Below are 24632 nucleotides of genomic sequence, written 5' to 3'. Positions count from 1 at the left end.
GATTACTGTGGCCTTTTTTATACAAGCCACGGTAGCTTTGGCGTTTAGTGATGCCCTGTTGCTTTGGCTTTACGTTCTCGCTATTTGAAAGGGAACAGGTATTACTTTATCAACACTTTAATCAAAACCGCGGCCAGTATGCTGACACCTAATTAATGCGGATGGGTATTAACCCTAAATTGCTTTAAATTTACATTGAGCGGAATATCGGTTTGCAGTTGCGCAAGCTTATAGCTTATCCGTGCCATCTCTTTACCTTCAGCAAGTTTTTGTGCTTGTTTTGCACCTAGGTTATCAAGTGAGCGATATAAGTTGGCAAGGGTTCTGAATTTATTCAGTAAATCAGCTGCTGATTTTGGACCAATGCCTGCAATGCCAGGGATTTTATTACCTGCGTCTCCCGCTAATGCAATAAAGTCCAGTAGTTGATATTGCTCAACCCCAAGCTTCTTTTCATATTGTTTAATATCAAAGGTTTGCTGGTTAAAGTGGTCCCATAATGTGAGGTGTTGACTCGGTAATTGGCTAAAACCTTTGTCAGTAGAGACGATGATGACTTCACCATTATTGTTGATGACTTTAGTGGCAATAGTCGCAATCACATCATCTGCTTCTGAGGGAGCATCAAACGAATGAATGTTGTGTTCAGCTAAAGTGGCTTTAATTTGTGTTAACCCTTCGCTTAACGCGGTGGGCATTGGCTTACGGCCTTTTTTATAATCGGAATAAAGGGTTTTGCGCCAGGACGTCTCATTGCCATCCCACACCACGATCACGTGTGTGGGTTGATGCTGCTTAAGCAATTTTTGCGATGCAGCTAGCGAACGTTGCTGTACGCTTGTTATGTCGTTTTCATCAGGTAACGCCGCATGAATGCGGCGAACAAGGTTTAGTCCATCAATAATCAGCAGTTTATTCATTAGTTTTTTATTATGTTATAGCAGGGTTCATAGGCACTGCCGGGTAATTTCATTCGTTGTTGTTTTACAAATGCTGTTAATAAGTTGTCCATTATGCGCATTAATTCTATATCACCTTGGATATTAAAGCGTCCATGTTGTTGAATAAGCTTTATGGTGTCACTTTTTACGTTACCGGCAACAATGCCCGAAAATGCTTTGCGTAAGTTGGCCGCAAGTTCGGCTTTATTGTCTTGAAAGTATAGATTCAAATTTGCCATAACTTCATGGGTTGGATCAAAGGGTAATTGAAATTCAGGCTCAATTTTTAGTGACCATTGGTATTGGTAAGCATCGCCTTTATTTTTCCTAAAGGTTTTTACTTCACTCATTCCTTGTTTCATTATTTGACCGACTTTAACGGGGTCATCAATAATGATTTGATATTTACATTGGGCCTCTTTACCTAAAGTTGCACCAATGAAGGCATCGATTTCGGTGAAATACTCTGTGCTTTCAGAAGGGCCAGTCAGCACTAATGGGTATGGCGTATCACGATTGTCTTGGTGTAGCAAAATACCTAAAAAGTAGAGTAACTCTTCAGCAGTACCGGCGCCACCAGGAAATATCACAATACCGTGACCAAGGCGCACAAAGGCTTCAAGGCGCTTTTCTATATCAGGTAATATCACTAATTCATTAACAATTTGATTAGGCGGCTCAGCCGCAATGATACTCGGCTCTGTTAAACCGATGTATCGGGCGTTGTGTACTCGTTGTTTGGCATGGCCAATTGTCGCCCCTTTCATGGGGCCTTCCATTGCGCCAGGGCCACAGCCTGTACAAATATCGAGGCCACGTAACCCCAATTGGTAACCTACATCACGGGTATATTGATACTCTACTGGATTGATGCTGTGTCCACCCCAGCACACCACAACATTGGGGTCTTTCATTGGTGAAATTGCCTGTGCGTTGCGTAAAATGTCAAATACGACATTGGTTATATGGTTTGCATTGGTGAAATCGATGTGTTTTAAATTTTCGTATTTATTGCTGATGTAAATAATGTCACGTAGCACGGCAAATAAGTGCTCTTGAATACCCACAATGATCTCACCATCGACAAAGGCTTGCATTGGTGGGTTGATTAATTCAATTTGAATCCCGCGTTCGCGCTGTAAGATATTGATGTTAAATGATTCATAGCGGGTAAACAGCTCTTCTGAACTGTCGCTAATTAAGCCAGATGCAAGTACTGCGAGGGAACAATTGCGGTATAACTGGTAGAGGTCACTTTTGGCCCCTTGTCTTAAACGTTCGACTTCTAATTGGGAAAGTTGATCTAAGCTACCACGTGGACTAATTTTTACGATCATACGCAACTCCTTTGGACCCGAGTATTTGATACCGAGTCCAAAGCAGTTGAGTCTGGATTGGCTTAGATATCAATAACGACTCGGTCTCTGCCGTTATTTTTTGCTTGGTATAAGGCTGCGTCGGCTCTTTCGAATGCTTCTTCGAGCGTCTCATTTTCCATGACTTGAGCAGCACCTATAGATAATGTAACTGTAATTCTCTGATTTTTAAACTTAAATGGAATGTTTTTGATTTTTTCTCTAACTCGGTTAAGCATCAATGAAATGTGTTCATCGGTGATGCTTGGTAAAAGTAAAACAAACTCTTCACCGCCATATCGAGCCACAAACTCACTGTCGCGCAATGAATTCTTTAATGCCATTGCAATAACTTGCAAAGTTTTATCTCCGGTACTGTGGCCAAAGTTGTCATTGATAGTTTTAAAGTGATCAATATCGGTTACCGCAATCCACAATGGCGACTTAAAACGCAAATGGTTACGGTATTCTTGCTCCATTCTGTCTTCTAACGCAGTGCGATTTGCGAGTTGTGTTAGCGGGTCAAGAAGGTTTAGCTTTTGGTGTTCAAACAGTTTTTCTTTGTAGCTATTTGCTTCGTTGCTCATTGCGTTGAGTTCTTTACGCATTGACTCGATTGATTTACGCAAAATAGCTTGTTCACGTTGCTCTAGCGCTTCTTTACGCGATAAGGCGTCACGTAAAGACGATAGCTGAATGGTCAGCTGTGTCTTAAGTTCTGTGATGTTATCAACGTCGATAACGAGCTCATCGGCATTGTTGACGCGTAAGTTAATTTCTTTATTTAATTGGCCTTTAAGCTGCTCACTGCGCTGGCTATTATTATAGGTGCTGTTTACCACGTCGCGTACAATGGTTAATGCATCGTTTAGGGCAAATAGAAAATCTTGTGAAGCCGTTTTCTCACGCGCTATGTTATCTAGCAATAGGCTGAGGATGGTCTGATAAGACTCAAGTAATGTATTGACAGTGATGTCTGAAAGCAATACTTCTTTAAGGACTAAGATTTGATCGCGTTGATCTTTTCTAAACTCGACTTCAGCTATTTTTGCGGCCAATTCCTTAGCAAGTTGTATGTGTTGTGGCAATATGTCGTAGCTGTCTGTGTCGGCAAACTCTTGCTTTAAAATCTCTTCGTAAAATGAAACAAGCTTTTCTACTTTGGGAATGTACTCCCATACGGTATGAAATGGTTTGTTGAGTTCTTGTTTAAAATAGGTGATTTCTTTTTTGAGTTTGTCAGGTACGGCGTTGACCCTCTGAATCTGACGGATCACTCGAGATAACCCAAGACGGCTGTCTTCTAAGCGTGACATGGTATGGCTGTACTGTGATTTTAACAGGCGTTCAATATCGACTAATTCAGGTAACGCTTCATCAACTTGATCAAAACTTTGCATATGATGACGCAATTTAGCCAGCTTATTGTCGAGTTCCAAATTTTGCCCTTTACAGGCAAGACTTAGGTGACTGATAAACTGGATCAGCGTTTTTAGTTTGTCATTACGATCTGTGTTGATGTCTTCAAGCGCAATTTTGGCTGCATGAAGTTTTTGTTTCATCAACGATATTTGTGAAATCGTAGTCTCAGACTCTTTCATTATTGCGTTGCCTACTCATGATTCGCTTGCGATTGGCAAGCAATTGCCACAATCCTAGTGCTAAAGCAGGATCTCTATTGAACGTATATTATAGCGATAATATCTCAATAATGTTGTGCAACAAATCTAATTGTTGCTAAATAATAATAATTTACTGATAAGTGCTACTTTATTGAACTGTTAACATTTAGGCCAATTAATATCTAAACTGTTGCGATTGCTTTCTGCTCGAATAATCCCCCTATTTAACGCTTGGGTTAGATTTAAATAAAGTGGTGGCATAAAAATAGCTGCTGGAGCGAAATTGAGTGGTCTTAATGACACATAAGCAGGTTTTTCAGTCATTTCCATTGCCGCCGCTAATGCATATTGTAATGTTTCAAAATGCAGCTCAGCACTAATATTAACATCCGGATTACTTAATAAAGGCAGGTTAATATGGCCAATGCTGACTTGATGTATATTTTGTAACTGTGCGAAGTTAGGGATGCTGCTTTTTACGTCTTTAAATTGTTGAAGACATGTTAATAATGCCTCATATATAAAGTCAGCATCACGTTGTTGATTAAAATAACAGGCAAACACACCTGACCGTATCACAAAAATATCAGTGCCTAAGTGTTGGTTTAACTGTTTCATAAATGAATGCATTAATGTCACTGATTCAGTTAACCCTAGTTGCATATCAATATTATTTAATTCGTTAATATTGACCAGAGCCAACGTTTTTGGCTCAGATTGTTTCATTGTTGCTAGGGTTTGGATAAACGCCCGATAGCCTGGTGATTGCGATAAGGGCTCAAGATTATTAATGATTTGCGAGGCTTGGTATTGTTTGGTTTTGTATTGTAGTTTTCGATATAAAAAGACCACGGTGATTAAAGCTATACTCATTAAAATCAGTACAGACAAAATTATCATTTGGTTGCGTTTGTTTTTAGTCGCTTGCTGCTCTAACTTGTTGTTAAGTAATGTTAACTCGAACTTTAATTTTTGCTCTGTTAATTCAGAACGACTGTTGTTGGCTTGCTTTTTGTCTTCAACCGACTGATTTAACGCGATAATGGCCTCAACACTATCGATTGCCGCATTGAGGTCATTATTACTTCGATAAGCTTTTGATAAATAACCTAATGCTTCAATTTGAACATCAATAAGCTTTTTTTGTTTAGCTAACTCAAGGGCTTTTTTCGCATGATCGATGGTTTCTGGCCATAATTGCTGTTCGGCACTCACTTGAGCAAACAGTAATTCGTTATGAACTAAGTAATGATTAGTTTTGTGGGCCCTAAAAATATCATTGGCCTGTTTCAAGGCATTCATTGCTGCAGGGTAGTTTTTGAGTTTTGAATAGACTTCACCCACATTATGAAAGTTGAGCGCGACGGAAATATTGTTACCTAAACGCTCATTCACTTGTTGTGAGTTTAAATAGTAATCAATCGCCTTACTCCACTTTTCTTGAGCTGCATAAATCATCGCGATCACATTTAACGTTTCAGCTAAGTAACTTTCATTTCCTAACTTTTGCAATATTTCAGTGGCATCATGGGCATATTTTAATGCGTCGTCCCACTGTTCTAAATCGCGATATGTTCTTGCTAAATTAAGTAATGTTTGTGATTTTAACGAAAGATAGTTTAGGCCATTGGCTAAACGAAATGCTTCAGTGAAATGTAATAATGATTTGCTCATGTCACCGCTACGATTATAGTATTTACCTAATGCGGCTTCTGATTCTGCGATAAAATAATCGTTGTGAAGTTGATAAGCAATTTCACGGTATTGATTTAAATGCGATAACGCAGGAGCGGGTTGCAATAACATGATATGCAAACTGGCTAGGTGCTCATGCAGGGTGTATTTAAATAAGGTCGCTTCAAGGCTCAAATCTGAGTTGATTTTATTAAAAGCCTCCATGTATTCAACCACAACTGATTGATACTGCTTATCTCTTTTGGCTTTAAATCTTGCTTTGAGCATAATAACCATTGCTTGCTCAAAGACTGTAGAGTCAATGGTATCAAGTTGTTTTATCAATAATTCAGCATCTTCATATTTGCTAGAAGATTGTAAATTGGTTTCTAAAGTCAAGCGAGCTAACACTTCTAAATTACGGTGTAATTCCTCAGGTTTATAACCTAATTCATCTGCGACCTTGGCAAATTCTTGTGGCGTTGAAAACGATAATGGAAACTCTGTTACCTTGGCGAGTTTGGCATATAGCTTAGTTGGGTTTTCTTTGAATTCGATTTCTTGTTGTTCAAGATCTTTAGCTATCACGACGTGGCAAAAAATGAAGGGCAATAACAAAAATAAAATAGCGAGTCGTAGCATAGCCGCAAAAATCCTTAATATTGTTCATAAAAGTAACCCAATTGGTATAGGTAAATGCGTGTGAACTCAATAGATGTTTAACCACGTATTGGCACTTTTTGTAATCAATCGTAAATGGCCACTTTGTAAATTAGCATAGATTGTTATAATTGTTCGGAATTTAAAATAAAAACAAATAGAATCATACCAGAAGGAACTTAGAGTGAAACCCACTTCTCTAGCTATTTTAACCTCATGCACGCTTTTTTCGATGTGTTTTTCTATCCCTTCATTTGCTGACGTTGATTACCATATTGATATTAATCAACCTGTGCACCATTTAGCGCAAGTTAGTGTGTCTTTTCCTAAAACAATGTCTTCGCAATTAACCGTCAACTTACCTGTGTGGCGAACGGGTCGTTATCAGGTTTTACCGATTGCTGATGGCGTGAGATTATTTAGCGCAGAAGATGATAACGGAAAGGCTTTACCATGGACGCGCACCGCCAGTGGCGAATGGACGATTGATTTAACTACACCCACAGCGGTGAATATTACTTATCAGTTGCACGCCAATGAACTTGCTGACCGCTTACGTCATATTGATGACAGCCATGCCTATTTAGATGCCAGTGGCGTATTGATGTATAGCCCTGAGTTTCGTCAACAGCCTGTCAATGTTGGGTTGAGTGTACCTAAAGGTTGGCAAAGCTTTTCGGGTATGGATAAAGGCCCAACCCCCCATTCATTTAAAGCCGCTAACTATGATGTATTGGTGGACTCACCCATTGAAACAGGCATTAATCAACATTTCAATTTTGAGGCTAATGGCCGTGAGTATGATGTGGTTTTTTGGGGTGAAGGTAATTATGACACCCAGCAAATCGTCACTGACTTAACTAAAGTTAGTGGTCAAGCATCGATGATTTGGGATGATTATCCGTTTGAACGTTACGTGTATATGGTGCATGCCACTAACGGTGCTCGAGGGGCTACCGAGCATTTAAATTCTACCGTTATTCAGCTACCGCGATTTAATTTTCGTGAGCGAGAAGATTATTTACGCTTTATCAGTACCGCATCACATGAGTTTATTCATACTTGGAATGTCAAAGCCTATCGGCCAGAAGGTTTAGTGCCTTATGATTATCAGAATGAAAACATGAGTGAATTATTGTGGATTGCAGAGGGGTCAACCAGTTATTTTCAAAACCAACTGCTGCTTCGCGCTGGTGTCATCAGTGCTAAAGAGTTTTTTGATGATTTAAGCCTGCGGATTGTACTCAATGAGAATAACCCAGGCCGTGATACCCAATCCGTTGCTGAGGCGAGTTTAGGCCAGTGGAGCAGTACTTGGGGAGATTATGCGTTAAACCACAGCGTGAATATATATTCGGAAGGGTATTTAGCCTCAATGGCATTGGATTTTAGTGTCATACAGGACAGTGATTTAGTGCATTCATACCGTGATGTACATAAAGCCTTGTATCAAAACTTTAAAATTCCGATGGGATATAACGTTCAAGATGTACAAAGTATTCTAACCACCCTTACAGGTAAAGATTACCAACCTTGGTGGCAAGAGTTTGTTAATCAACCCTTTAGTTTGGACTTTGAACTACTGTTATCCCAAGCCGGTTTGACCACCACGTATGGTGATAAGCCTAAAACCAAAGTGGATGCTGGAATGAGCTTATCAGGATTGCATAACGACTTAATACTGGCCACAGTGGCAAAAAATGGCCCAGCTTGGCAAGCTGGATTAACTGCGGGAGATGAGCTTGTTGCTGTCAATGGGTTGAAAGTCACTGCAGAGGGCTTTGAGAAACGTTTTGATGATTTTAGCCCTGGGGATAAGGTTAATGTAACCGTATTTAGCAATGACAGATTAAAGGACGTTAATCTTTTATTGGCTGAGCAACCAGAGGGCACATTGTCGATTACTGCTGTTGAGCAACCGAGTGCAGCACAAAAAGCCTTTTTTAAAGCTTGGCTTGGTGTTGATTGGCCGTTCGATGCTGAAGGTAAGTGGCTTAAAAACGACGAAGCCTAGTTAACCTGAACTCTGGATAACAACCGCCTTTCAAACTGTCTTTTGTCTTTCTAAGAACTTGCAATAGGCTAGTTATTGGCGTGTTAATTCACCTAGTGATTAAAACAAATGACAAGCTTGAAGTAGAACATGGTTACATATTGATTTTATCATTATCAATGAATCTCTTATCCAAAAGCTCAGATTTGTTAGTTTAATTGTTATACCAAAAAGCCCTGACTACAGGGCTTTTTTTATTCATCTAGAGCAGATTGATTAAGCGGGTGGGGCGGTTTCAATAAATAATGGTTCGCGCTCAATGGCTGCTAAAAACAATTTCATTTTGGGGTAACTGTCGATATTGATACGTTGCCGAAATACAGCCCAACTCAAATAACACGCTAATCGCAATTGAACATCATCATAAGGGCCATGAAGTGGTAATTTGAGTTGTTCTAATTCCTTTAACGTCGATTCTATTCGCTGAGTTTGTCTGAGGGTATATTCATAACGTTCGATGTCGACTCCATCACGGGCTAAGAAAAACAAGTTGATTGTGCTGTCCAGAGCCGTGTTAATCAGGCAATACTGGTCGAGTTCGACTGCGCCTTCAATAAATGGTTTGTCTGATTTATTGCGAATATAATGCAATATGGCACTAGAATCATGTAATGTCATTTCACCATCTTGTAAAAGTGGTACCCGTTTGGTTGGCGATAATGTTGCGCTGGCAACTTGATCTGTTTCGATAAATTCATAGTCGAGTGTTGATTCAAGTAATGCAATGCGACAATGGCGCACAAATGGCGAAGTATAACTACCGTATAGTTTCATATAATGTCCTTATACACCTTGTTCGAGTGGACCAAATGCTTGGTTAAGTGCATTAATAAACGCAACTAGTTCGCTGCCCATTAAGGCAAAGTCGGCATCTAATCGTGCGATAGGGTCTTCTGTACCCACCTCATCATTACCTGCTCTAAATTCTTCAGAAAACTTAATCCGTTTGACGCTGGCATCAGATTGCATCACAAATGCAATAGATTGAGCAAAATGTAAGGCTAATTTATGCACTTGTTTGCCGGTAGCAATGTGGGCAAGCACTTCATCTTCTTGGAGCACTTGTTGCTTAAAGCGCACGATACCACCTTCATCTGATTCAGACTTTAGTTCTGCTTCATCTTGCATTTCAAACGGGGCTGGCGCTTCGCCTGCTTGCAGCCACTGGGTTAAGGTCGATTCAATTGGCGTTGCATAACTTAATGGGATCACCGGTAAGCTGCCGATGGCTTTACGTAATAAGGCTAATAACTCTTCCGCTTTGGTCGCACTTGAGCTGTCGACTAAGATCATTTCCAGTTCGGGCATAATTAATGCCCGAGTTTGGCTGCGACGCGAGAAAGCACGAGGAAGGAGGGTGGTGGTAATTTCGTCTTTAATGTTGTCTTTTTCTTTTTTAGTGACTTTGCGGCTTTCTTGATCTTCTATTTCGGCCACTTTTTCATCTAGCGCTTCTTTAATGACTTGGCTTGGTAGAATCTTTTCTTCTTTGGTCACACAAATCAAATGGCGATTTTCAGCGCTATGAACTAATGCTTGGCCTTTTTTACCGAGGGCATTTGAAAAGCCAAACTTACTGATGTCTTGGCTTGAACAAGGGGAGAACGTGAAGTCAGCTAAGGCCGTTTCTAATGTTTCGGTGTCGGTGGTGAACGGCTTATTGAAACGGTATAGAGTGAGATTTTTAAACCACATAGAAGGCTCTCATTAATTATCAGGAAAATTCAGTTAACGCAGTTTACGGGATAGATGCAAAGCGGTAAACCTACAAAAAGCACCTATGCGTATCTTGATAAAAACCATCCACCTCAGAATTCATCAAACTGTCACATTTGAGTTGTGTCGCGTCAAACCGTTATCGCAGCTGTATTTCAAGCGATGTTAATCACTTGTATCAAGCAAATATCAGCAAATCATTAACTAGTGAAATATTTCTGAAACATTCTCAGGGCAGAATGCCGTTCGTTCCGATAACACACTCCGTAATAACCATGACGATTAATGCGTCAAAAGGATGAAATGATGAATGCTTTTTGTAAAACTCTTTTAGCCTCTGCAATGGCAGCAACGCTTGTTTCAACGGCTTACGCAGCAGACCCCCTTCAAGTTTACGGCAAATTAAATGTTACCGCGCAGTCTAATGATGTTTCTGATGAAACTGAAACGACTATTCAAAGTAATGCATCACGTTTTGGTGTCACTGGTGAGTTCGAATTAAGTACGTCTTTAGAGGCCTTCTATACTATTGAGTATGAGGTTAATACTGGCGATGAGGACAAAGAAAACTTCTTAGCTCGTAATCAGTTTGTCGGATTAAAAGGTGATTTCGGTGCAGTTTCTGTTGGTCGCAATGACACTATGCTGAAGGTCTCACAGGGTAAAGTTGACCAATTTAATGACCTGTCTGGCGATTTGAAAACCATGTTTAAAGGTGATAACCGCATGGCACAAACCGCAACTTACTACACACCAGAGTTCGGTGATTTTCAAGCGGGTGTAACCTATGTTGCCTCTGGCGATTCAGATCAAGTGGTTGGAGATAACAGCTCTGGTGAAGACGGTGTGAGTATGGCTGTTATGTATGGCGATGCTGGACTTAAAACCTCTTCGGTTTATGCAGCAATTGCCTATGATTCAAAAGTAAAAGGTTATGATACTGCCCGTGCGACTGTTCAAGGTAAAGTTGCAGGATTAGTGCTTGGTGCTATGTATCAACAACAAGAAGCACTGGAAAGCGGTGTAAAAGATGATGGGTTCCTATTAAGCACGGCTTATGGCATTAATGATGTCACGTTAAAAGCCCAGTATTTAGACATGGAAAACAAAGGCGACTCATGGTCTGTGGGTGCAGATTACAAATTAGGTAAGCCAACGAAGTTATTTGCTTTCTACACCGAAAATACGTTTGATTCAAATGATCAAGATGATGCTTATGTGGGTATCGGTATTGAACATAAATTTTAAGGTTATCGGCTTTATGTTAAGTCACTAAATTCACTTACTTTAAAAAGGGCTTCGGCCCTTTTTTTGTTACACTGCGTTAACAGCAATTAAGCTTTTATGACAAAAACTGTTTTTTAGTACCAATATTAGCGTTGAGGTCATGAAAGTGTCATAAAAGTGTCTAATAATACCCATGTGGCAAATTAATGTAGAAACTCAACATGACAGCTAGGATTTTAATAGTAGAAGATGAATCAGCAATTCGAGAGATGCTGACATTTGTGATGGATCAACATGGTTTTACGACAGCTGCTGCTGAAGATTTCGATTCAGCTATTGAGTTGCTTCAAGAACCGTACCCAGATTTAATCTTACTTGATTGGATGTTCCCTGGTGGCAGCGGTATCCAATTGGCAAAACGTTTAAAGCAAGACGAGTTTACTCGTCAAATCCCCATTATTATGCTTACCGCGCGTGGTGAAGAAGAAGATAAAGTCAAAGGCCTAGAGGTTGGCGCTGATGACTATATTACCAAACCTTTTTCGCCTAAAGAGTTAGTGGCAAGGATAAAAGCGGTGTTGCGCAGAAGCGCACCCACACGCTTAGAAGAAACCATCGATGTGCAAGGGCTACAACTTGATCCCGTTAGTCATAGAGTGACGGTGGGCGAGTCTGTACTTGATATGGGACCGACTGAGTTTAGATTGTTGCATTTTTTTATGACTCACCCTGAGCGTGTGTATAGTCGTGAACAGTTACTTGATAATGTTTGGGGCACAAACGTCTATGTGGAAGATCGCACTGTAGATGTACACATTAGGCGTTTGCGCAAAGCGGTAGAGCAAGGTGGTCACGATAAGTTAATTCAAACTGTTCGTGGTGCGGGTTACCGTTTTTCAACCAGAATGTAATGCGTTTGGGCAGCTGTGAAGTTCTGTTTGTATAAGCAGAGCTTGGCTCATTGTTTGTTGCCTAGCCACAATTGTTAAATTAGGCTATCTTGTGGTTCGTCGTTATTCCTAATAATCAGTAACGACACTAATGGTGTTGGCTGCGTTACTTTTCGCAATTAGGTTGTTTATGCTTAACTCGTATTCTGGATTCCGGTTATTTTTTCGTTTAGCGCTGTTACTGACTATATTTGTATGTATTGGTGCTTTGTTTGGCCATATCACCATCGTTACCTTATTGGGTACCATTGCTTTGTTAGCTTGGCATTATCGTCAAATTACCCGGTTAAACTTTTGGTTATGGAAAGACAAAAAGTTAACCCCACCTCAAGGTCAAGGGAGCTGGGAAGGCGTATTTAATGGCATTTATCGTTTGCAAGGTAAAAACCGGCGTCGTGTAGGGCAGTTGGCGACCTTGCTTGCTCGTTTTCGTCAAGGGGCTGAGGCATTGCCAGATGCTGCTGTCGTGCTCGATGCTGAACTTAACATTTTGTGGTGTAACAAACTGGCTCAGCTCATTTTAGGGTTTGTGTGGCCGCAAGATAGTGGGCAGCGTATTGATAATCTCATTCGCCACCCTGACTTTTCTGATTATCTTAAAAAAGCGGATTTTAAAGAACCGCTTGAGATGCCTTCTCCTGTTTCTGATAAACGCTTACTCGAAATTCGCTTGATGATTTATGGTGATAGGCAGTTATTATTGATTGCTCGTGATATTACTCGCATTCATCAATTAGAGGGAATGCGCAAAGACTTTGTGGCCAACGTATCGCATGAACTTAAAACGCCTTTAACCGTATTACAAGGTTATTTAGAGATTATGCAAAGCATGGAGGAAGACGATTCTCCAAATCAAAAGCCGTTGTCGTTAATGCAACAGCAAACCTTAAGAATGCAATCGATGGTAGAACAGCTATTAGCTTTGTCTCGGATTGAAGATGCTGTTGATATTGATTTATCGAAAACCGTCAACATGAAGTTGATGATGGACATCTTAAAAGAAGAAGCTAAAGCACTTGCTGGTGATGAATATACCTTAGAGTTTAATTGCGAAGCGGGTTTAAACGTTCATGGTAGTGAAATTCAGTTGCGAAGTGCGTGTTCAAATTTAATCTCCAATGCACTGCGTTACACTGCACCTGGTGGGATTATTACTGTGACTTGGCGTAGCGTTGCGACCGGAGGGTTATTTTCAGTCAAAGATACTGGCGTTGGTATTGCACCTCAACATATCAACCGATTAACCGAACGTTTTTATCGAGTTGATGATGCTCGCTCAAGTAAAACCGGCGGTACAGGATTAGGTTTAGCGATTGCCAAGCATGCGCTTAGTCATCATCACAGCGAGCTTAATGTGACCAGTGAGTATGGAAAAGGCAGTACATTTAGCTTCATCATTCCGCTCCACTTGCTTGATCGGAAATAGCATTATCTAAAAAAGCAGCCTAGCTGCTTTTTTTATTTCGATGTTATATCAATTCTGCTTTTTTGGATTCTAGATTGGCCTACTTTTAATTGTCATAATTGGATGCTTATTGTCATAAAACGCGACATTTTTTTACAATTTTGGGCAGAAATAGTGCCTAGCGGTTAATATTTAAAACCTAAAAGCGTGTGCTTTTCGAAGCTAAGTTATTGATTAACAAACTTTGGGTTGTATTATTTACTCATAAGACAGTTTTACTACGCGTGTCATATAACTGTCATGTCTACGTCATAGACTTGTCATCAATGAGGTCGATACTGACTACGTTTTAAAAACTTAGTACGCATAATACTGGAGCAATACAATGAAACTGAAAAAACTTGTCGGCGCAATTACCCTGACAGCCGCTGGTGTATTCTCAGCAGCATCTATGGCTGCGATTGACCCAACTTTACCTGTATATGAAAAAACAAGTGGTGTTTCTGGTAACTTGTCTTCTGTAGGTTCTGATACTTTGGCAAACATGATGACGTTATGGGCTGAAGAATTTAAGCATATCTACCCTAACGTGAACATCCAAATTCAAGCCGCGGGTTCTTCTACTGCTCCTCCAGCTCTCACTGAAGGGACTTCTCAGTTTGGTCCAATGAGCCGCAAAATGAAGCCTAATGAAGTGGAAGCCTTTGAAAAGCATTATGGTTACAAGCCAACTGCGGTTCGTGTTGCAATTGATGCTTTAGCTGTTTTTGTTCATAAAGATAACCCAATTACGGGGTTAAGCATTGCCCAAGTTGATGGTATTTTTTCTTCTACACATAAGTGTGGTGGCGAAGATGTGTCACGTTGGGGCGATGTAGGCTTAGAAGGTAATTGGAGCGCAAAAGACGTTCAATTATATGGTCGTAACTCTGTATCTGGTACTTATGGTTACTTTAAAGAAGAAGCACTCTGTAAAGGTGACTTCCGCGCTAATGTAAACGAGCAACCTGGTTCAGCTTCTGTTGTACAGTCTGTTTCACAATCTCTAAACGCGATTGGTTACTCAGGTATTGGTTATAAAACTGCAGGTGTTAAAGCGGTGCCAATTTCTAAGAAAGGTGATAAGTTCGTTGAAGCAAATGCTGTAAATGCGGCTAACGGTACTTACCCATTATCACGTTACCTATATGTTTACGTGAACAAGCATCCAAACAAAGACCTTGCACCGATGGACCGTGAATTCTTACGTTACATCCTATCTCAGCAAGGTCAGCAAGTTGTATTGAAAGATGGCTATGTTTCACTACCCACAGCGGTTGTGAACAAAGATTTAAACAAATTAGGCATTAAGCTTTAACCCCTAAAATTGTTTTAAGTGTTGTAAATTATTTTTCACATTCAAAAAGCCTCTTATGAGGCTTTTTTTGTATCTGTATTTTGACAAATACCCAAAAAAGGGTAAAAAAAAGCAACCTAACTGTGAGGTTGCTGCTATTGCTAAGGGCAATACTGTTGATAGATTATCTTTACTATCCAATAGGAGAATGATGATGAACAAAAAAACGCTACTAGTGACAAAAAATAAGTAATGCAAATTAGGTTCATATATTCAGACTAAGGGATTTGGGAAAAGTTCAACATGATTTAAAAAAATATCAGTTATTTTTAAATAAATATTTTTTAACATGATACTTTGGCATGACGAACATCATTTTTATCACTTAATGGTGTTAAAAAACGATATTATTCAACTTTTTAAGAGGTATATGTGGCAATTACGTGGGATGTAAATCAAGATTATCATTCGAGTGCTAACACTGACTCATTATGTGTGCATCATTTGGATATTCACTTACAGGTTGATTTTGACTCTCAGCAGTTAACCGGAATAGTGAACTTGTCTTTCACTCGTAAGCAGGTGCAATCGATATTGATACTGGATTGTCGTGACTTATTTATTGATAGCATTACCGATCTTGAAGGTCATTTGCTGACATACCAGTGTAGCACTGTTAACGCTATTGTTGGGCAGCAATGTCTTATTGATGTGGGGTTAACAATGACTGAGGTTGTGGTTCATTATCGGACATCCTCTTCGGCGCAGGGGTTGCAGTGGTTAACTCCTGAACAAACCTTAGGTAAAAAATTGCCATATTTATTCAGTCAATCTCAACCCATTAATGCCCGCAGTTGGCTGCCGCTGCAAGATACTCCAAAAGCTCGTATTACGTTTAATGCCACAGTTCATGTTCCAAAGGGGTTTCGAGCGGTAATGAGTGCTAATAACAATCCGAAAATGCCCGATGATGGGGTATTTACGTTTTGCATGAACAAACCGATACCGACACATTTGCTTGCGATTGCTGTGGGAGATCTGGCGTTTAAGGCGACAGGTCCAAGAAGTGGTATTTATACTGAGCCCGCTTTACTTGATGCTGCAGTGCGTGAGTTTGAAGATACTGAAGCAATGATCCAAGTGGCTGAATCTCTACTTGGGCCTTATGCATGGGGGCGATATGACATGATTGTGTTGCCCCCCAGCTTTCCCTTTGGCGGCATGGAGAACCCCATGTTAGCGTTTATGACTCCAACCTTAATCGCCGGGGATAAAAGTTTAGTATCGACGGTGGCGCATGAGCTTGCACATTCCTGGACAGGGAACCTTGTCAGTAATGCAACATGGCGTGATTTATGGCTTAATGAAGGGTTTACCACGTATTTTACCAACCGTATTGTTGAAGCTATTTATGGCAAAGAGCAAGCTGAATTAGAGTGGGTGATTGAATTTGGCCGACTTGCAGAAGAAATGCAATCAATGCCTCTTGCAGAGCAAACGCTCCCTGCGAATGTGCAAGATCGCGATCCAAACTTAGCATTTAATCGATTTACTTACGACAAAGCCTCTATGTTTGTCCATGAACTTGAAAGTCGGTTAGGTCGAGTAGCCTTTGATGTTTTTTTACGCAACTATGTTGAACACTTTGCGTTTAGCGCAATTACGACCGAGATATTTGTGGAATATGCACAACAAACATTGTTAGTGGAACATGGCGATAAGCTCAGTTTCAATGAGCTTAGCGAGTGGATTTATGGACAAGGATTACCTGATTGGTTTGCGGCTCCGACCTCTACAAGTTTCGATAAAGTGGATGCTGCCGTAGCGGCATTTGTTGAAGGCGCTCCCGCACATACCCTAGCGGTTATGCAATGGCGTGTGCATCATTGGCAATACTTTTTAACAAAGCTGCCTTTGGTTGTCAGTCAATCAATGCTTCTAGACTTAGATGAGACATTCCACTTCACGGGGCATCAAAACGCTGAAATTGCATGTGATTGGTACCGGGTGGCTATCCGTAATCATTTTGAGCCTGTTTTACCTGAGTTATCAATGTATTTATGCAGTATCGGGCGAGGGAAATTTGTTAGGCCATTGTTTATTGAGTTACAACTTGCAGGATATCAGCAAGAGCTTCGTGCGATTTATCAACAAGCTCGACCTGGTTATCACCCATCATTACAAGTGCAATTAGATGCTTTGTTGGAAGTAGATAATACGTTAATAAAATAAAAAAATGGCAGCCTATTGGCTGCCAAAATAACTCTTTACGGGTTGTCATCAACAGTGCGCTAGCGTGTTAATACTTCCCAATGGGGATGATGAACAATAAACATTAAAAAACAGCTGTAACTCAATCCTAACCTTAGCTGAGGTGAGTCAATCATTCGGTTGCATAAAGTTAAACTACGGGGGAGAAGCTTACCTTTACCAACAAGAACTCACATCAACTGAATTTAATCCGTTACACATTAAGCGTTACATATAATCAGACTGGGCTTTATTAAAAAAGTTCACCGTTGCGATTAAATTTTTTAAAATGATTGAAATAGTTTCGATTTGGCAAGAATGTCATCAATGAATGACTTTGATGTAAATGACTATACCAGCAGTTATTTTCATTGTACTGGGTCTAGTGACGCAGCCTAAAATAGATCACATTCTAATAAGGATTGGTATTACGCATATCATAATGATATTACAAGTTTGCCATTAGTACCTGCAGACCTTCAGTGTAGATGATTCAATATTTGTTAAAAAAAGAGCAAAAAAAAGGGCAACCTAATAGGTTGCCTAAGTCGTTCTTTACGGGATGTGCTTTACAGTGCGCTAGCGTGTTAACACTCCCCAATAGGGATGATGATGAACAATGAATCTAAAACTGTGTAACAAGACAAAAAGATGGAGATGATATCTTTGTGTCTACTGGTGATTGACGATGGAGGAAAACGTTAAAACCACCTGTATCTTTCCTGCTACATAAATTAAGACTCAGGCTTTTTTCAAAAGTTCACTGTAATTGATAATTTTTTTAAAAAAAATTAATCGCATGGTTCTACGAGCTTTAAGGCATAAAAAAAGGCAATCAATTGATTGCCTATCGATCGACTTAGCGATCAAGGGGACCGCGCTAGAAGTCCCAGGGAGATGATGAACAATAAAAGTGATTTCACTGTTATATATTTTGAGTGCGATTACGCCAAAAAGTTCAATGTTTAGGACTTTTTTGTACATTTAATTGAAATTAATTTTTTATTCCTAATTAAATTAATAGCTTATTTTTCATGCTTTCAAGGTATAGCATGCGTTCAATAGCGAGTACTAAGTGTAAAGGTTAGCTAAGCAACTTTTCTATGGTAGAATTCAACTCTTCAGGTTTGGTTGTTGGTGCATATCGCTCAATAACATGGCCTTGCTTATCAACTAAAAATTTAGTGAAGTTCCATTTAATCGATTCACTGCCTAATAGCCCTTTAGCTGACTTTTTGAGATGTTGGTATAGAGGATGACTATTGGCACCATTCACTTCAATTTTACTAAACAATGGGAAGGTTACACCGAAATTGAGTTCACAAAATTGGCTGATTTCTGCGTCATCGCCCTGTTCTTGCTTACCAAACTGATTACACGGGAAGCCTAAAATGACTAAACCACGATTTTTGTATTGCTGATAAAGAGCCTCAAGAGCTTGGTATTGAGGGGTAAACCCACACTTGCTAGCCGTGTTTACAATCAATAAAACCTTATCTTTAAAAGTTTCCATGGCAACGTCATTGCCTTTAATGTCTTTTACTGTGATGGAATAAATTGCATTGCTCATCAGAGAACTCCTTAGTGTAAAATATTAACTATAATATATATCTTAATAGCTGGCAATTTAGTTGTGCGCAACTTAATTTATCTATTTGCTTATCAATAACAATTTCAATATAGTTTGCGCATATTTGGCTATAGAGAATTAGGGGCGTGCTTATGAATGATTTAAAGAACGAACTTAACTCTGATGAAATCGACTCAAACTCATCTCCACAGGCTGACGTGAGTCAAGTGGTGCTTCAACTTACTGAAGTTGAGGGAGAAGAGCAGGCCGAAGTGTTTAGCGAAATTCTTATCGATGCTGAACCCGGCACCATTGCATTATTACTCGAATCGTTACCGCTTGATGAACGTTATGAACGTTGGCAACAAGTTGACGTAGAAGAACGTGTCGATGTCCTTAACTTAATGCGTGCAGATCCTCGTTTAGGCATTTTAAAGAAAATGCCCGATGAGGAACTTGATCTACTCTTCTCGCAATTAAGTCCAGAAGATCTCATTGAGTGGAGTGACTCGTTACCGGATAATATCACCGATCGTGCTTTGGCACAGATGGGTGAGCGTCAACGTAAACACTTTGAGTTATACGATCAATATACTGAAAATGAAATTGGTCGTTATGCAGATCACCAAATGTTGGCATTAAATCCAACGTCTACGGTGGCACAAGGGCAGCGATTTTTTAGACGTATCGATTTAGACTGTAATGACCACTTATTTTTGGTGGACAACAATGATAAATATTTAGGTACGGTTCGTCGTTACGATGTCTTTAGAACGGCCGACACGAGCACTAGTTTGCAATCCTTAAAGTGGGATGACAGTCGTGTTATCTCTGCTGACTCGTCATTAATTGAAGCCGCAGAAGCTATTGAGCATAGTCGTGAGCTTGAATTACCTGTGGTCGATGAAGAGGGCACTTTGATTGGTCGTATGACACTTCGTACCGCGACAGCCTTAGTGCGTGAACATTATGAAGCACAGTTAATGGCAACCGCGGGTATGGATGAACATGATGATTTGTTCGCACCGATAGTTGTGGGAGCCAAGCGCCGTGCAGTATGGCTAGGGATTAACTTACTGACTGCTTTTTTAGCCTCTGCTACCATTGGCATGTTTGAAAACGTATTATCTCAGGTGGTGGCATTAGCGGTATTAATGCCGATAGTGGCCTCAATGGGTGGTATTGCAGGGAGCCAATCATTAACGCTGATGATCCGCGGTATGGCGATGGGCCAAATCACCGCTGGTAACGTCATGTCGTTAATGAAAAACGAACTCGGTATTGGTGCCCTTAATGGTACGTTATGGGCCATTGTTATCGGTATTATTGCCGGTTGGTGGTTCGATGATAACGTGATGGGTATTGTGATTGCCTGCGCAATTTTGATTAACATGGCTGTTGCTGCTATTGCAGGGGTAATGGTGCCGATGATTTTGCAGCGTTTTAATCAGGATGCCGCATTATCGGGTTCTGTTATTTTAACCACGGTTACAGATGTTGTTGGTTTTTTCACTTTTTTAGGCTTAGCTTCAATACTTTATCTGTAAAAAGTGTCTTAGGCTTTACACTCAATTAACAATAACATGTGTTTTGATATGAAAATGGTCTTGATTTATTCAAGGCCATTTTTTTGGCAACAAAAAAGCAAGTTGCAGGCAACTTGCTTTTTAAACTTGATGAGAAATCCTGTTAAATTATTTCCACTTAGCAGGTGCAAACTCCACTTCAGCATTATCGTCAAAGTAACGGCGTTTAGTATCACGACGACGTTGTTTTACTTTTTTCGATTTTGGTTTTCCCTTGATGTTATCGCCCCATGGCGCATCATCTTCATCAAATTCAAATGAGTGTGACATTTTCAACATTCCAGATAACTGTACCGCTGTTGGTACAGGCTCTTTTTACCTAAAGTTAATAATAAGCTAAAGCGAAATATTTCATACTTGACGGTAAAAATTATTGCACGTTGTGATGACATTGATATGACAGCTTAATTTGCATCATGTTCATTTAACTTTAGTTCGTATTGAAATTGTTTAAGGTACAAAGCCAGTTGTTGTTGCTATGGTTTAGTGGAGGTAATCGATTGAGATAACTGTGTATCTAACACACTGAATATAGGCCTCTTTACTGGCGATGGATATTATTCTGATAAGACTATGGGGATTAAAGCAGATCCTATATTGTGTTATTGCGTAGGTGAATCGATCTTGCCTTGGCTTTGCGATGTGATTTTATCAACTCGGTATCGCTCAGCATCTGGCCCGGTAATTCGGTTAAATTGAACATCGAGTAGATATAAGTGTTCGGGGTACACTTGATAAATATGGCCCCGGTCTAAAATAATGATATTCCCAGTGTTATCCCACTTAAAAGTACCGGTACCGCTGTATGGGTGTGGATCGCTGCCTAATCTCACAGTATGGATCACATAGTGATTGGGTGGTAGTAGCTCTATTGTGGTGTCCATACCATCACAACTAGGACAAGGAAAGACACCATGATATACCCCTTGCCACTGCAACGTATCTCTGCTGCTGGCCATATCTTCAACTGATGGGGCCTGTTGGCCACATCCGAGTAAAAACAAAATCACTATAAACGATACATTTTTCATCTAAATTCCCTTTAGATATAAAATTGTCGTGACGATTAAGGGGCCGATTCCAATACAGTTTATTGATTTACAATGTCATGATAAATTGCACTTTGTTATACCCATTGCCTAGGTGGGGCTGACAGTGTTTTTAAACTCTATCTTAGGGAAAGACCTAAACTTAACTTAAGTTATATCACACATATTAAATCAGGGTAGTTATACTTTAGTTTGGATATTGAAAAATTGTTTTATTTCTTCAATTTGATCCATTGCATCTTGATAGCCTAAGTCGATTAATGTCGTGGTGTAGCTTTTTTCAAACAATAAATAAGACACGATACTTGAATCCGATTGTCTATTAATACCAAAAAACTTCAACAGGGTTTTGATTGCAAATGGCATGTCGTCGTAAAACCGTGCGGCAATACGGCTTAAATCTTGGCTAGGCTTAATCACTAATGTGTCTATGTGACGTAAATTTAATGAGTCTCTGTCTTCTGGGGTTATCTTAGATAATGTGTTATTGACTCTTTGTAAGCGTTCTAAATCGCTATTAAGTGTATCTGAGAAGATGGTATCTAATAAATGACCTGCAATTGTGGCTGTTTTAGGATGATATTCAAATTCAATAGGAAAATGCTTATGTGGGCTATCCAAATTAATCACGAATATTTTGCTAGCACCTAAATGTATTGGACTCGATAGTGGGGACAATTGATGAACAGAGCCGTCACCGTAATAAGCTTGGTTTAATTTAATCGATGGAAATACCATAGGAATAGCAGAGCTGGCGAGTAAGTGTTCTGTGTTAAGGTGACTACGTGAGCCGATTCTTCTTGCTCTTTGCCAATCTTCAATTTGCTGGTTACCTTGGAAAAAACTGTATGAGCGTGAGTTGTTGTAGCACGAGGCGTCAACGCTAATCGCTTTTAGTGCATTGTTGCTGATGTTGCGGTCAATCCGTTCAAAATCAATAAGATTATTAAGCAAATTTCTGAGTGGTTGGTTATCGAGTAGGCTACCGGCATCAGTGTTGACTTTGTCATCTTGTAAGCCCTTAATCGCCATTCTGCCTAAATGTCTAAGCACTTGAGGTATATTGGTGTTATAAACTTGTTTGGTTTCAAAGTGGCGCCACACCCAATCAAGCTTTCTGACGGCTAAATGAAAACAAGAAGCATGGGTTGCTAAAGAGGTCGCATTAATTGCCCCTGCAGAAGTGCCACAGATGATATCGAAAGGAATATGATGGTTACGTGGGTAAAATTGAACTAACGCTTTAAGCACGCCAATTTGATATGCCGCTCTAGCGCCACCCCCTCCTAAAACTAATGCTGTAGACACTGGTAATCTATATCCTTTATCTGTAGACAAGAAACCATACTAGTATGAATTCTTTTTTTATTACGCACCAGTGAGTATCGTGATTAACCGTTATAAATTATGATAATCTCATCTCCATGCCAATAAAAAAACGCACTTTATAGTGCGTTTTTTAGGGCGTTGGTTGACTCGATGAAGGTGGTTAACCTTTGGCTGCAGTTGTTAAAAACTCAACAATCTGGTCGAATGGAATATCTTGTTTTTCACCGGTACGGCGGTTTTTATATTCAAAAACCCCCGCATCGATATTACGATCACCAATGACCACAACATGCGGTAAACCAATTAATTCCATATCAGCAAACATCACACCAGGGCGTTCTTTACGATCATCCATTAGCACTTCAACACCCGCTTCAGTCAGATCTTGGTAAAGCTTCTCGGCAATATCAGCAACGCGATGTGACTTATGCATGTTCATCGGTAAAATACCGACAGTGAACGGTGCGATCGCTTCTGGCCAAATAATGCCACGGTCATCATTGTTTTGTTCAATAGCGGCAGCCACAATACGGCTTACACCAACACCATAACAGCCCATCAATAACACCTGAGCTTTTCCATTTTCATCTAACACTGTGGCATTCATGGCTTCAGAGTAGTTGGTGCCAAGTTGGAAGATATGGCCCACTTCAATACCACGTGCCATAGCATAAGTGCCTTGGCCGTCGGGTGTTGGTTCACCTTCTACTACATTACGGATATCTGCAGCAGTGGCTAATGGCAAGTCACGCTCCCAGTTAATGCCGAAATAGTGTTTGTCTTCAGTGTTAGCACCTGCAGCAAAGTCACTCATTACTGCAACGCTATGATCGATAATAATCGGCATCGTTAAGCCTACAGGGCCTAATGAGCCAGGGCCTGCACCTACGGCATCACGAATTTCAGCTTCTGAAGCAAACTCTAATGGTGAGGCAATAAGGGCAACTTTTTCGGCTTTGATTTCGTTGAGTTCATGATCGCCACGCACAATCACTGCCACTAAAGGGGCATCTTCTGTTGCGCCCTTAACGATTAATGTTTTAACCGTTTGAGTTATGGCTATATCAAATTGTTCCACTAATTCAGCAATGGTTTTTGCGTTAGGTGTATCCACTAACGTCATCTCTTGCGTTGCTGGTGCACGGGTTTGAGTTGGGATTGGCGCTTCAGCTTTTTCAATGTTAGCCGCGTAATCGCTACCGGTTGAGTATGCAATTAAGTCTTCGCCGCTGTTTGCAAGTACATGGAACTCATGTGACAAGCTGCCACCAATAGAGCCTGTATCAGCTAATACAGGACGGAACTCTAAGCCCATACGAGTCAAGATGTTACTGTATGCGGTGTGCATCGCATGGTACGTGCTGTCCATGGTTTCTTGGTCTAAATGAAAAGAATAGGCATCTTTCATTAAGAATTCACGGGCACGCATCACACCAAAACGTGGACGAACTTCGTCACGGAATTTGGTTTGAACTTGATAAAGCGTCAGCGGTAATTGCTTGTATGAGCTAAGTTCTTTACGCACTAAGTCAGTGATCACTTCTTCGTGGGTTGGCCCCAATACGAAATCACGATTATGGCGGTCTTGAAAACGCAGTAATTCAGGGCCAAACTTTTCCCAACGACCGGTTTCAACCCATAGGTCAGCAGGTTGAACCAACGGCATAAGAATTTCAATGGCACCGGTTTTGTTCATTTCTTCACGAACAATAGCTTCTACTTTACGTAAAACACGTAAACCAGAGGGCAACCAGCTGTAAAGACCTGATGCGTTACGACGGATCATACCCGCACGAAGCATTAATTGATGACTCACCACCTCTGCATTTGCAGGGGTTTCTTTTTGTGTTGAAAGCAGGTACTTACTAACTCGCATTACCAATGTCCAAATATAGTAGCTATGAATGAG

The 24632-nt window shown here is 40.3% G+C and carries 18 protein-coding genes; 7 read left to right on the top strand and 11 right to left on the bottom strand.

What is annotated here, in order from left to right; translation table 11 throughout:
- Window positions 1-152: 152 nt before the first annotated feature.
- From xni to PQR79_RS10575, 4 genes are all read right to left on the bottom strand, one after another.
- Window positions 153-920: a flap endonuclease Xni gene (gene xni, locus PQR79_RS10590; RefSeq protein WP_238102901.1), complete on the bottom strand. Its 768-nt coding sequence runs from the start codon at window positions 918-920 to the stop codon at window positions 153-155.
- Window positions 920-2278, bottom strand: a complete 1359-nt coding sequence (gene ppnN, locus PQR79_RS10585) for a nucleotide 5'-monophosphate nucleosidase PpnN (RefSeq protein ID WP_238102902.1) — start codon at window positions 2276-2278, stop codon at window positions 920-922. The genes xni and ppnN overlap by 1 nt, the downstream gene beginning before the upstream one ends.
- A gap of 62 nt (window positions 2279-2340) precedes the next feature.
- Window positions 2341-3897: a sensor domain-containing diguanylate cyclase gene (locus PQR79_RS10580; RefSeq protein ID WP_238102903.1), complete on the bottom strand. Its 1557-nt coding sequence runs from the start codon at window positions 3895-3897 to the stop codon at window positions 2341-2343.
- Window positions 3898-4077: 180 nt separating this feature from the next.
- Entirely contained in the window at window positions 4078-6234 is a 2157-nt protein-coding gene (locus PQR79_RS10575; protein ID WP_238102904.1) for a tetratricopeptide repeat protein, read from the bottom strand.
- Between the two features lie 202 nt (window positions 6235-6436).
- Here PQR79_RS10575 and PQR79_RS10570 point away from each other — a divergent pair, with 202 nt between their 5' ends.
- Window positions 6437-8266 (top strand): M61 family metallopeptidase, encoded by a 1830-nt coding sequence (locus PQR79_RS10570; RefSeq protein WP_438270816.1) that lies wholly within the window; start codon window positions 6437-6439, stop codon window positions 8264-8266.
- A 255-nt stretch (window positions 8267-8521) separates the two neighbouring features.
- Here the strand turns inward: PQR79_RS10570 and PQR79_RS10565 are convergent, their stop codons facing one another.
- Window positions 8522-9079 (bottom strand): glutathione S-transferase family protein, encoded by a 558-nt coding sequence (locus tag PQR79_RS10565; RefSeq protein ID WP_238102905.1) that lies wholly within the window; start codon window positions 9077-9079, stop codon window positions 8522-8524.
- Window positions 9080-9088: 9 nt separating this feature from the next.
- Window positions 9089-10000: a recombination-associated protein RdgC gene (gene rdgC, locus PQR79_RS10560; protein ID WP_238102907.1), complete on the bottom strand. Its 912-nt coding sequence runs from the start codon at window positions 9998-10000 to the stop codon at window positions 9089-9091.
- Between the two features lie 324 nt (window positions 10001-10324).
- On the opposite strand from rdgC, the gene PQR79_RS10555 reads away from it, so the two are divergent.
- The 5 genes from PQR79_RS10555 (at window position 10325) to PQR79_RS10535 (ending at window position 17171) form a co-directional block, all read left to right on the top strand.
- Window positions 10325-11269 carry a porin gene (locus tag PQR79_RS10555; RefSeq protein WP_238102976.1) on the top strand — a complete coding sequence of 315 codons (945 nt, stop codon included), beginning with the start codon at window positions 10325-10327 and terminating at the stop codon, window positions 11267-11269.
- A 200-nt stretch (window positions 11270-11469) separates the two neighbouring features.
- Entirely contained in the window at window positions 11470-12159 is a 690-nt protein-coding gene (phoB, locus tag PQR79_RS10550) for a phosphate regulon transcriptional regulator PhoB (protein WP_238102909.1), read from the top strand.
- Window positions 12160-12328: 169 nt separating this feature from the next.
- The gene (gene phoR, locus PQR79_RS10545; RefSeq protein WP_238102977.1) at window positions 12329-13624 is read left to right on the top strand and encodes a phosphate regulon sensor histidine kinase PhoR; all 1296 of its coding nucleotides are present in this window, start codon (window positions 12329-12331) and stop codon (window positions 13622-13624) included.
- Between the two features lie 364 nt (window positions 13625-13988).
- A complete protein-coding gene (locus tag PQR79_RS10540; protein WP_238102910.1) occupies window positions 13989-14960 on the top strand; it encodes a PstS family phosphate ABC transporter substrate-binding protein in 972 nt (323 codons plus the stop codon).
- A gap of 411 nt (window positions 14961-15371) precedes the next feature.
- Window positions 15372-17171 (top strand): M1 family metallopeptidase, encoded by a 1800-nt coding sequence (locus PQR79_RS10535; RefSeq protein ID WP_238102911.1) that lies wholly within the window; start codon window positions 15372-15374, stop codon window positions 17169-17171.
- Between the two features lie 1102 nt (window positions 17172-18273).
- Here PQR79_RS10535 and PQR79_RS10530 read toward each other — a convergent pair.
- Window positions 18274-18759 carry a glutathione peroxidase gene (locus tag PQR79_RS10530; RefSeq protein ID WP_238102912.1) on the bottom strand — a complete coding sequence of 162 codons (486 nt, stop codon included), beginning with the start codon at window positions 18757-18759 and terminating at the stop codon, window positions 18274-18276.
- A gap of 152 nt (window positions 18760-18911) precedes the next feature.
- On the opposite strand from PQR79_RS10530, the gene PQR79_RS10525 reads away from it, so the two are divergent.
- The gene (locus tag PQR79_RS10525) at window positions 18912-20306 is read left to right on the top strand and encodes a magnesium transporter (RefSeq protein WP_238102913.1); all 1395 of its coding nucleotides are present in this window, start codon (window positions 18912-18914) and stop codon (window positions 20304-20306) included.
- A gap of 147 nt (window positions 20307-20453) precedes the next feature.
- On the opposite strand, the gene PQR79_RS10520 is transcribed toward PQR79_RS10525, so the two are convergent.
- The 4 genes from PQR79_RS10520 to PQR79_RS10505 form a co-directional block, all read right to left on the bottom strand.
- Window positions 20454-20615: a small highly charged protein gene (locus PQR79_RS10520; protein ID WP_238102915.1), complete on the bottom strand. Its 162-nt coding sequence runs from the start codon at window positions 20613-20615 to the stop codon at window positions 20454-20456.
- 332 nt (window positions 20616-20947) lie between these two features.
- A complete protein-coding gene (locus PQR79_RS10515; RefSeq protein WP_238102917.1) occupies window positions 20948-21376 on the bottom strand; it encodes a copper resistance protein NlpE in 429 nt (142 codons plus the stop codon).
- A gap of 198 nt (window positions 21377-21574) precedes the next feature.
- Window positions 21575-22702 carry a patatin-like phospholipase family protein gene (locus PQR79_RS10510; RefSeq protein ID WP_238102919.1) on the bottom strand — a complete coding sequence of 376 codons (1128 nt, stop codon included), beginning with the start codon at window positions 22700-22702 and terminating at the stop codon, window positions 21575-21577.
- 181 nt (window positions 22703-22883) lie between these two features.
- Window positions 22884-24599 carry a proline--tRNA ligase gene (locus tag PQR79_RS10505; RefSeq protein ID WP_238102978.1) on the bottom strand — a complete coding sequence of 572 codons (1716 nt, stop codon included), beginning with the start codon at window positions 24597-24599 and terminating at the stop codon, window positions 22884-22886.
- Between the last annotated feature and the right edge of the window lie 33 nt (window positions 24600-24632).

The sequence above is a fragment of the Shewanella metallivivens genome, assembly GCF_028750675.1.
GTDB lineage: Bacteria > Pseudomonadota > Gammaproteobacteria > Enterobacterales > Shewanellaceae > Shewanella > Shewanella metallivivens.
The sequence above is the reverse complement of the archived record's forward strand: the minus strand, read 5'-3'. Positions and strand labels throughout refer to the sequence as shown.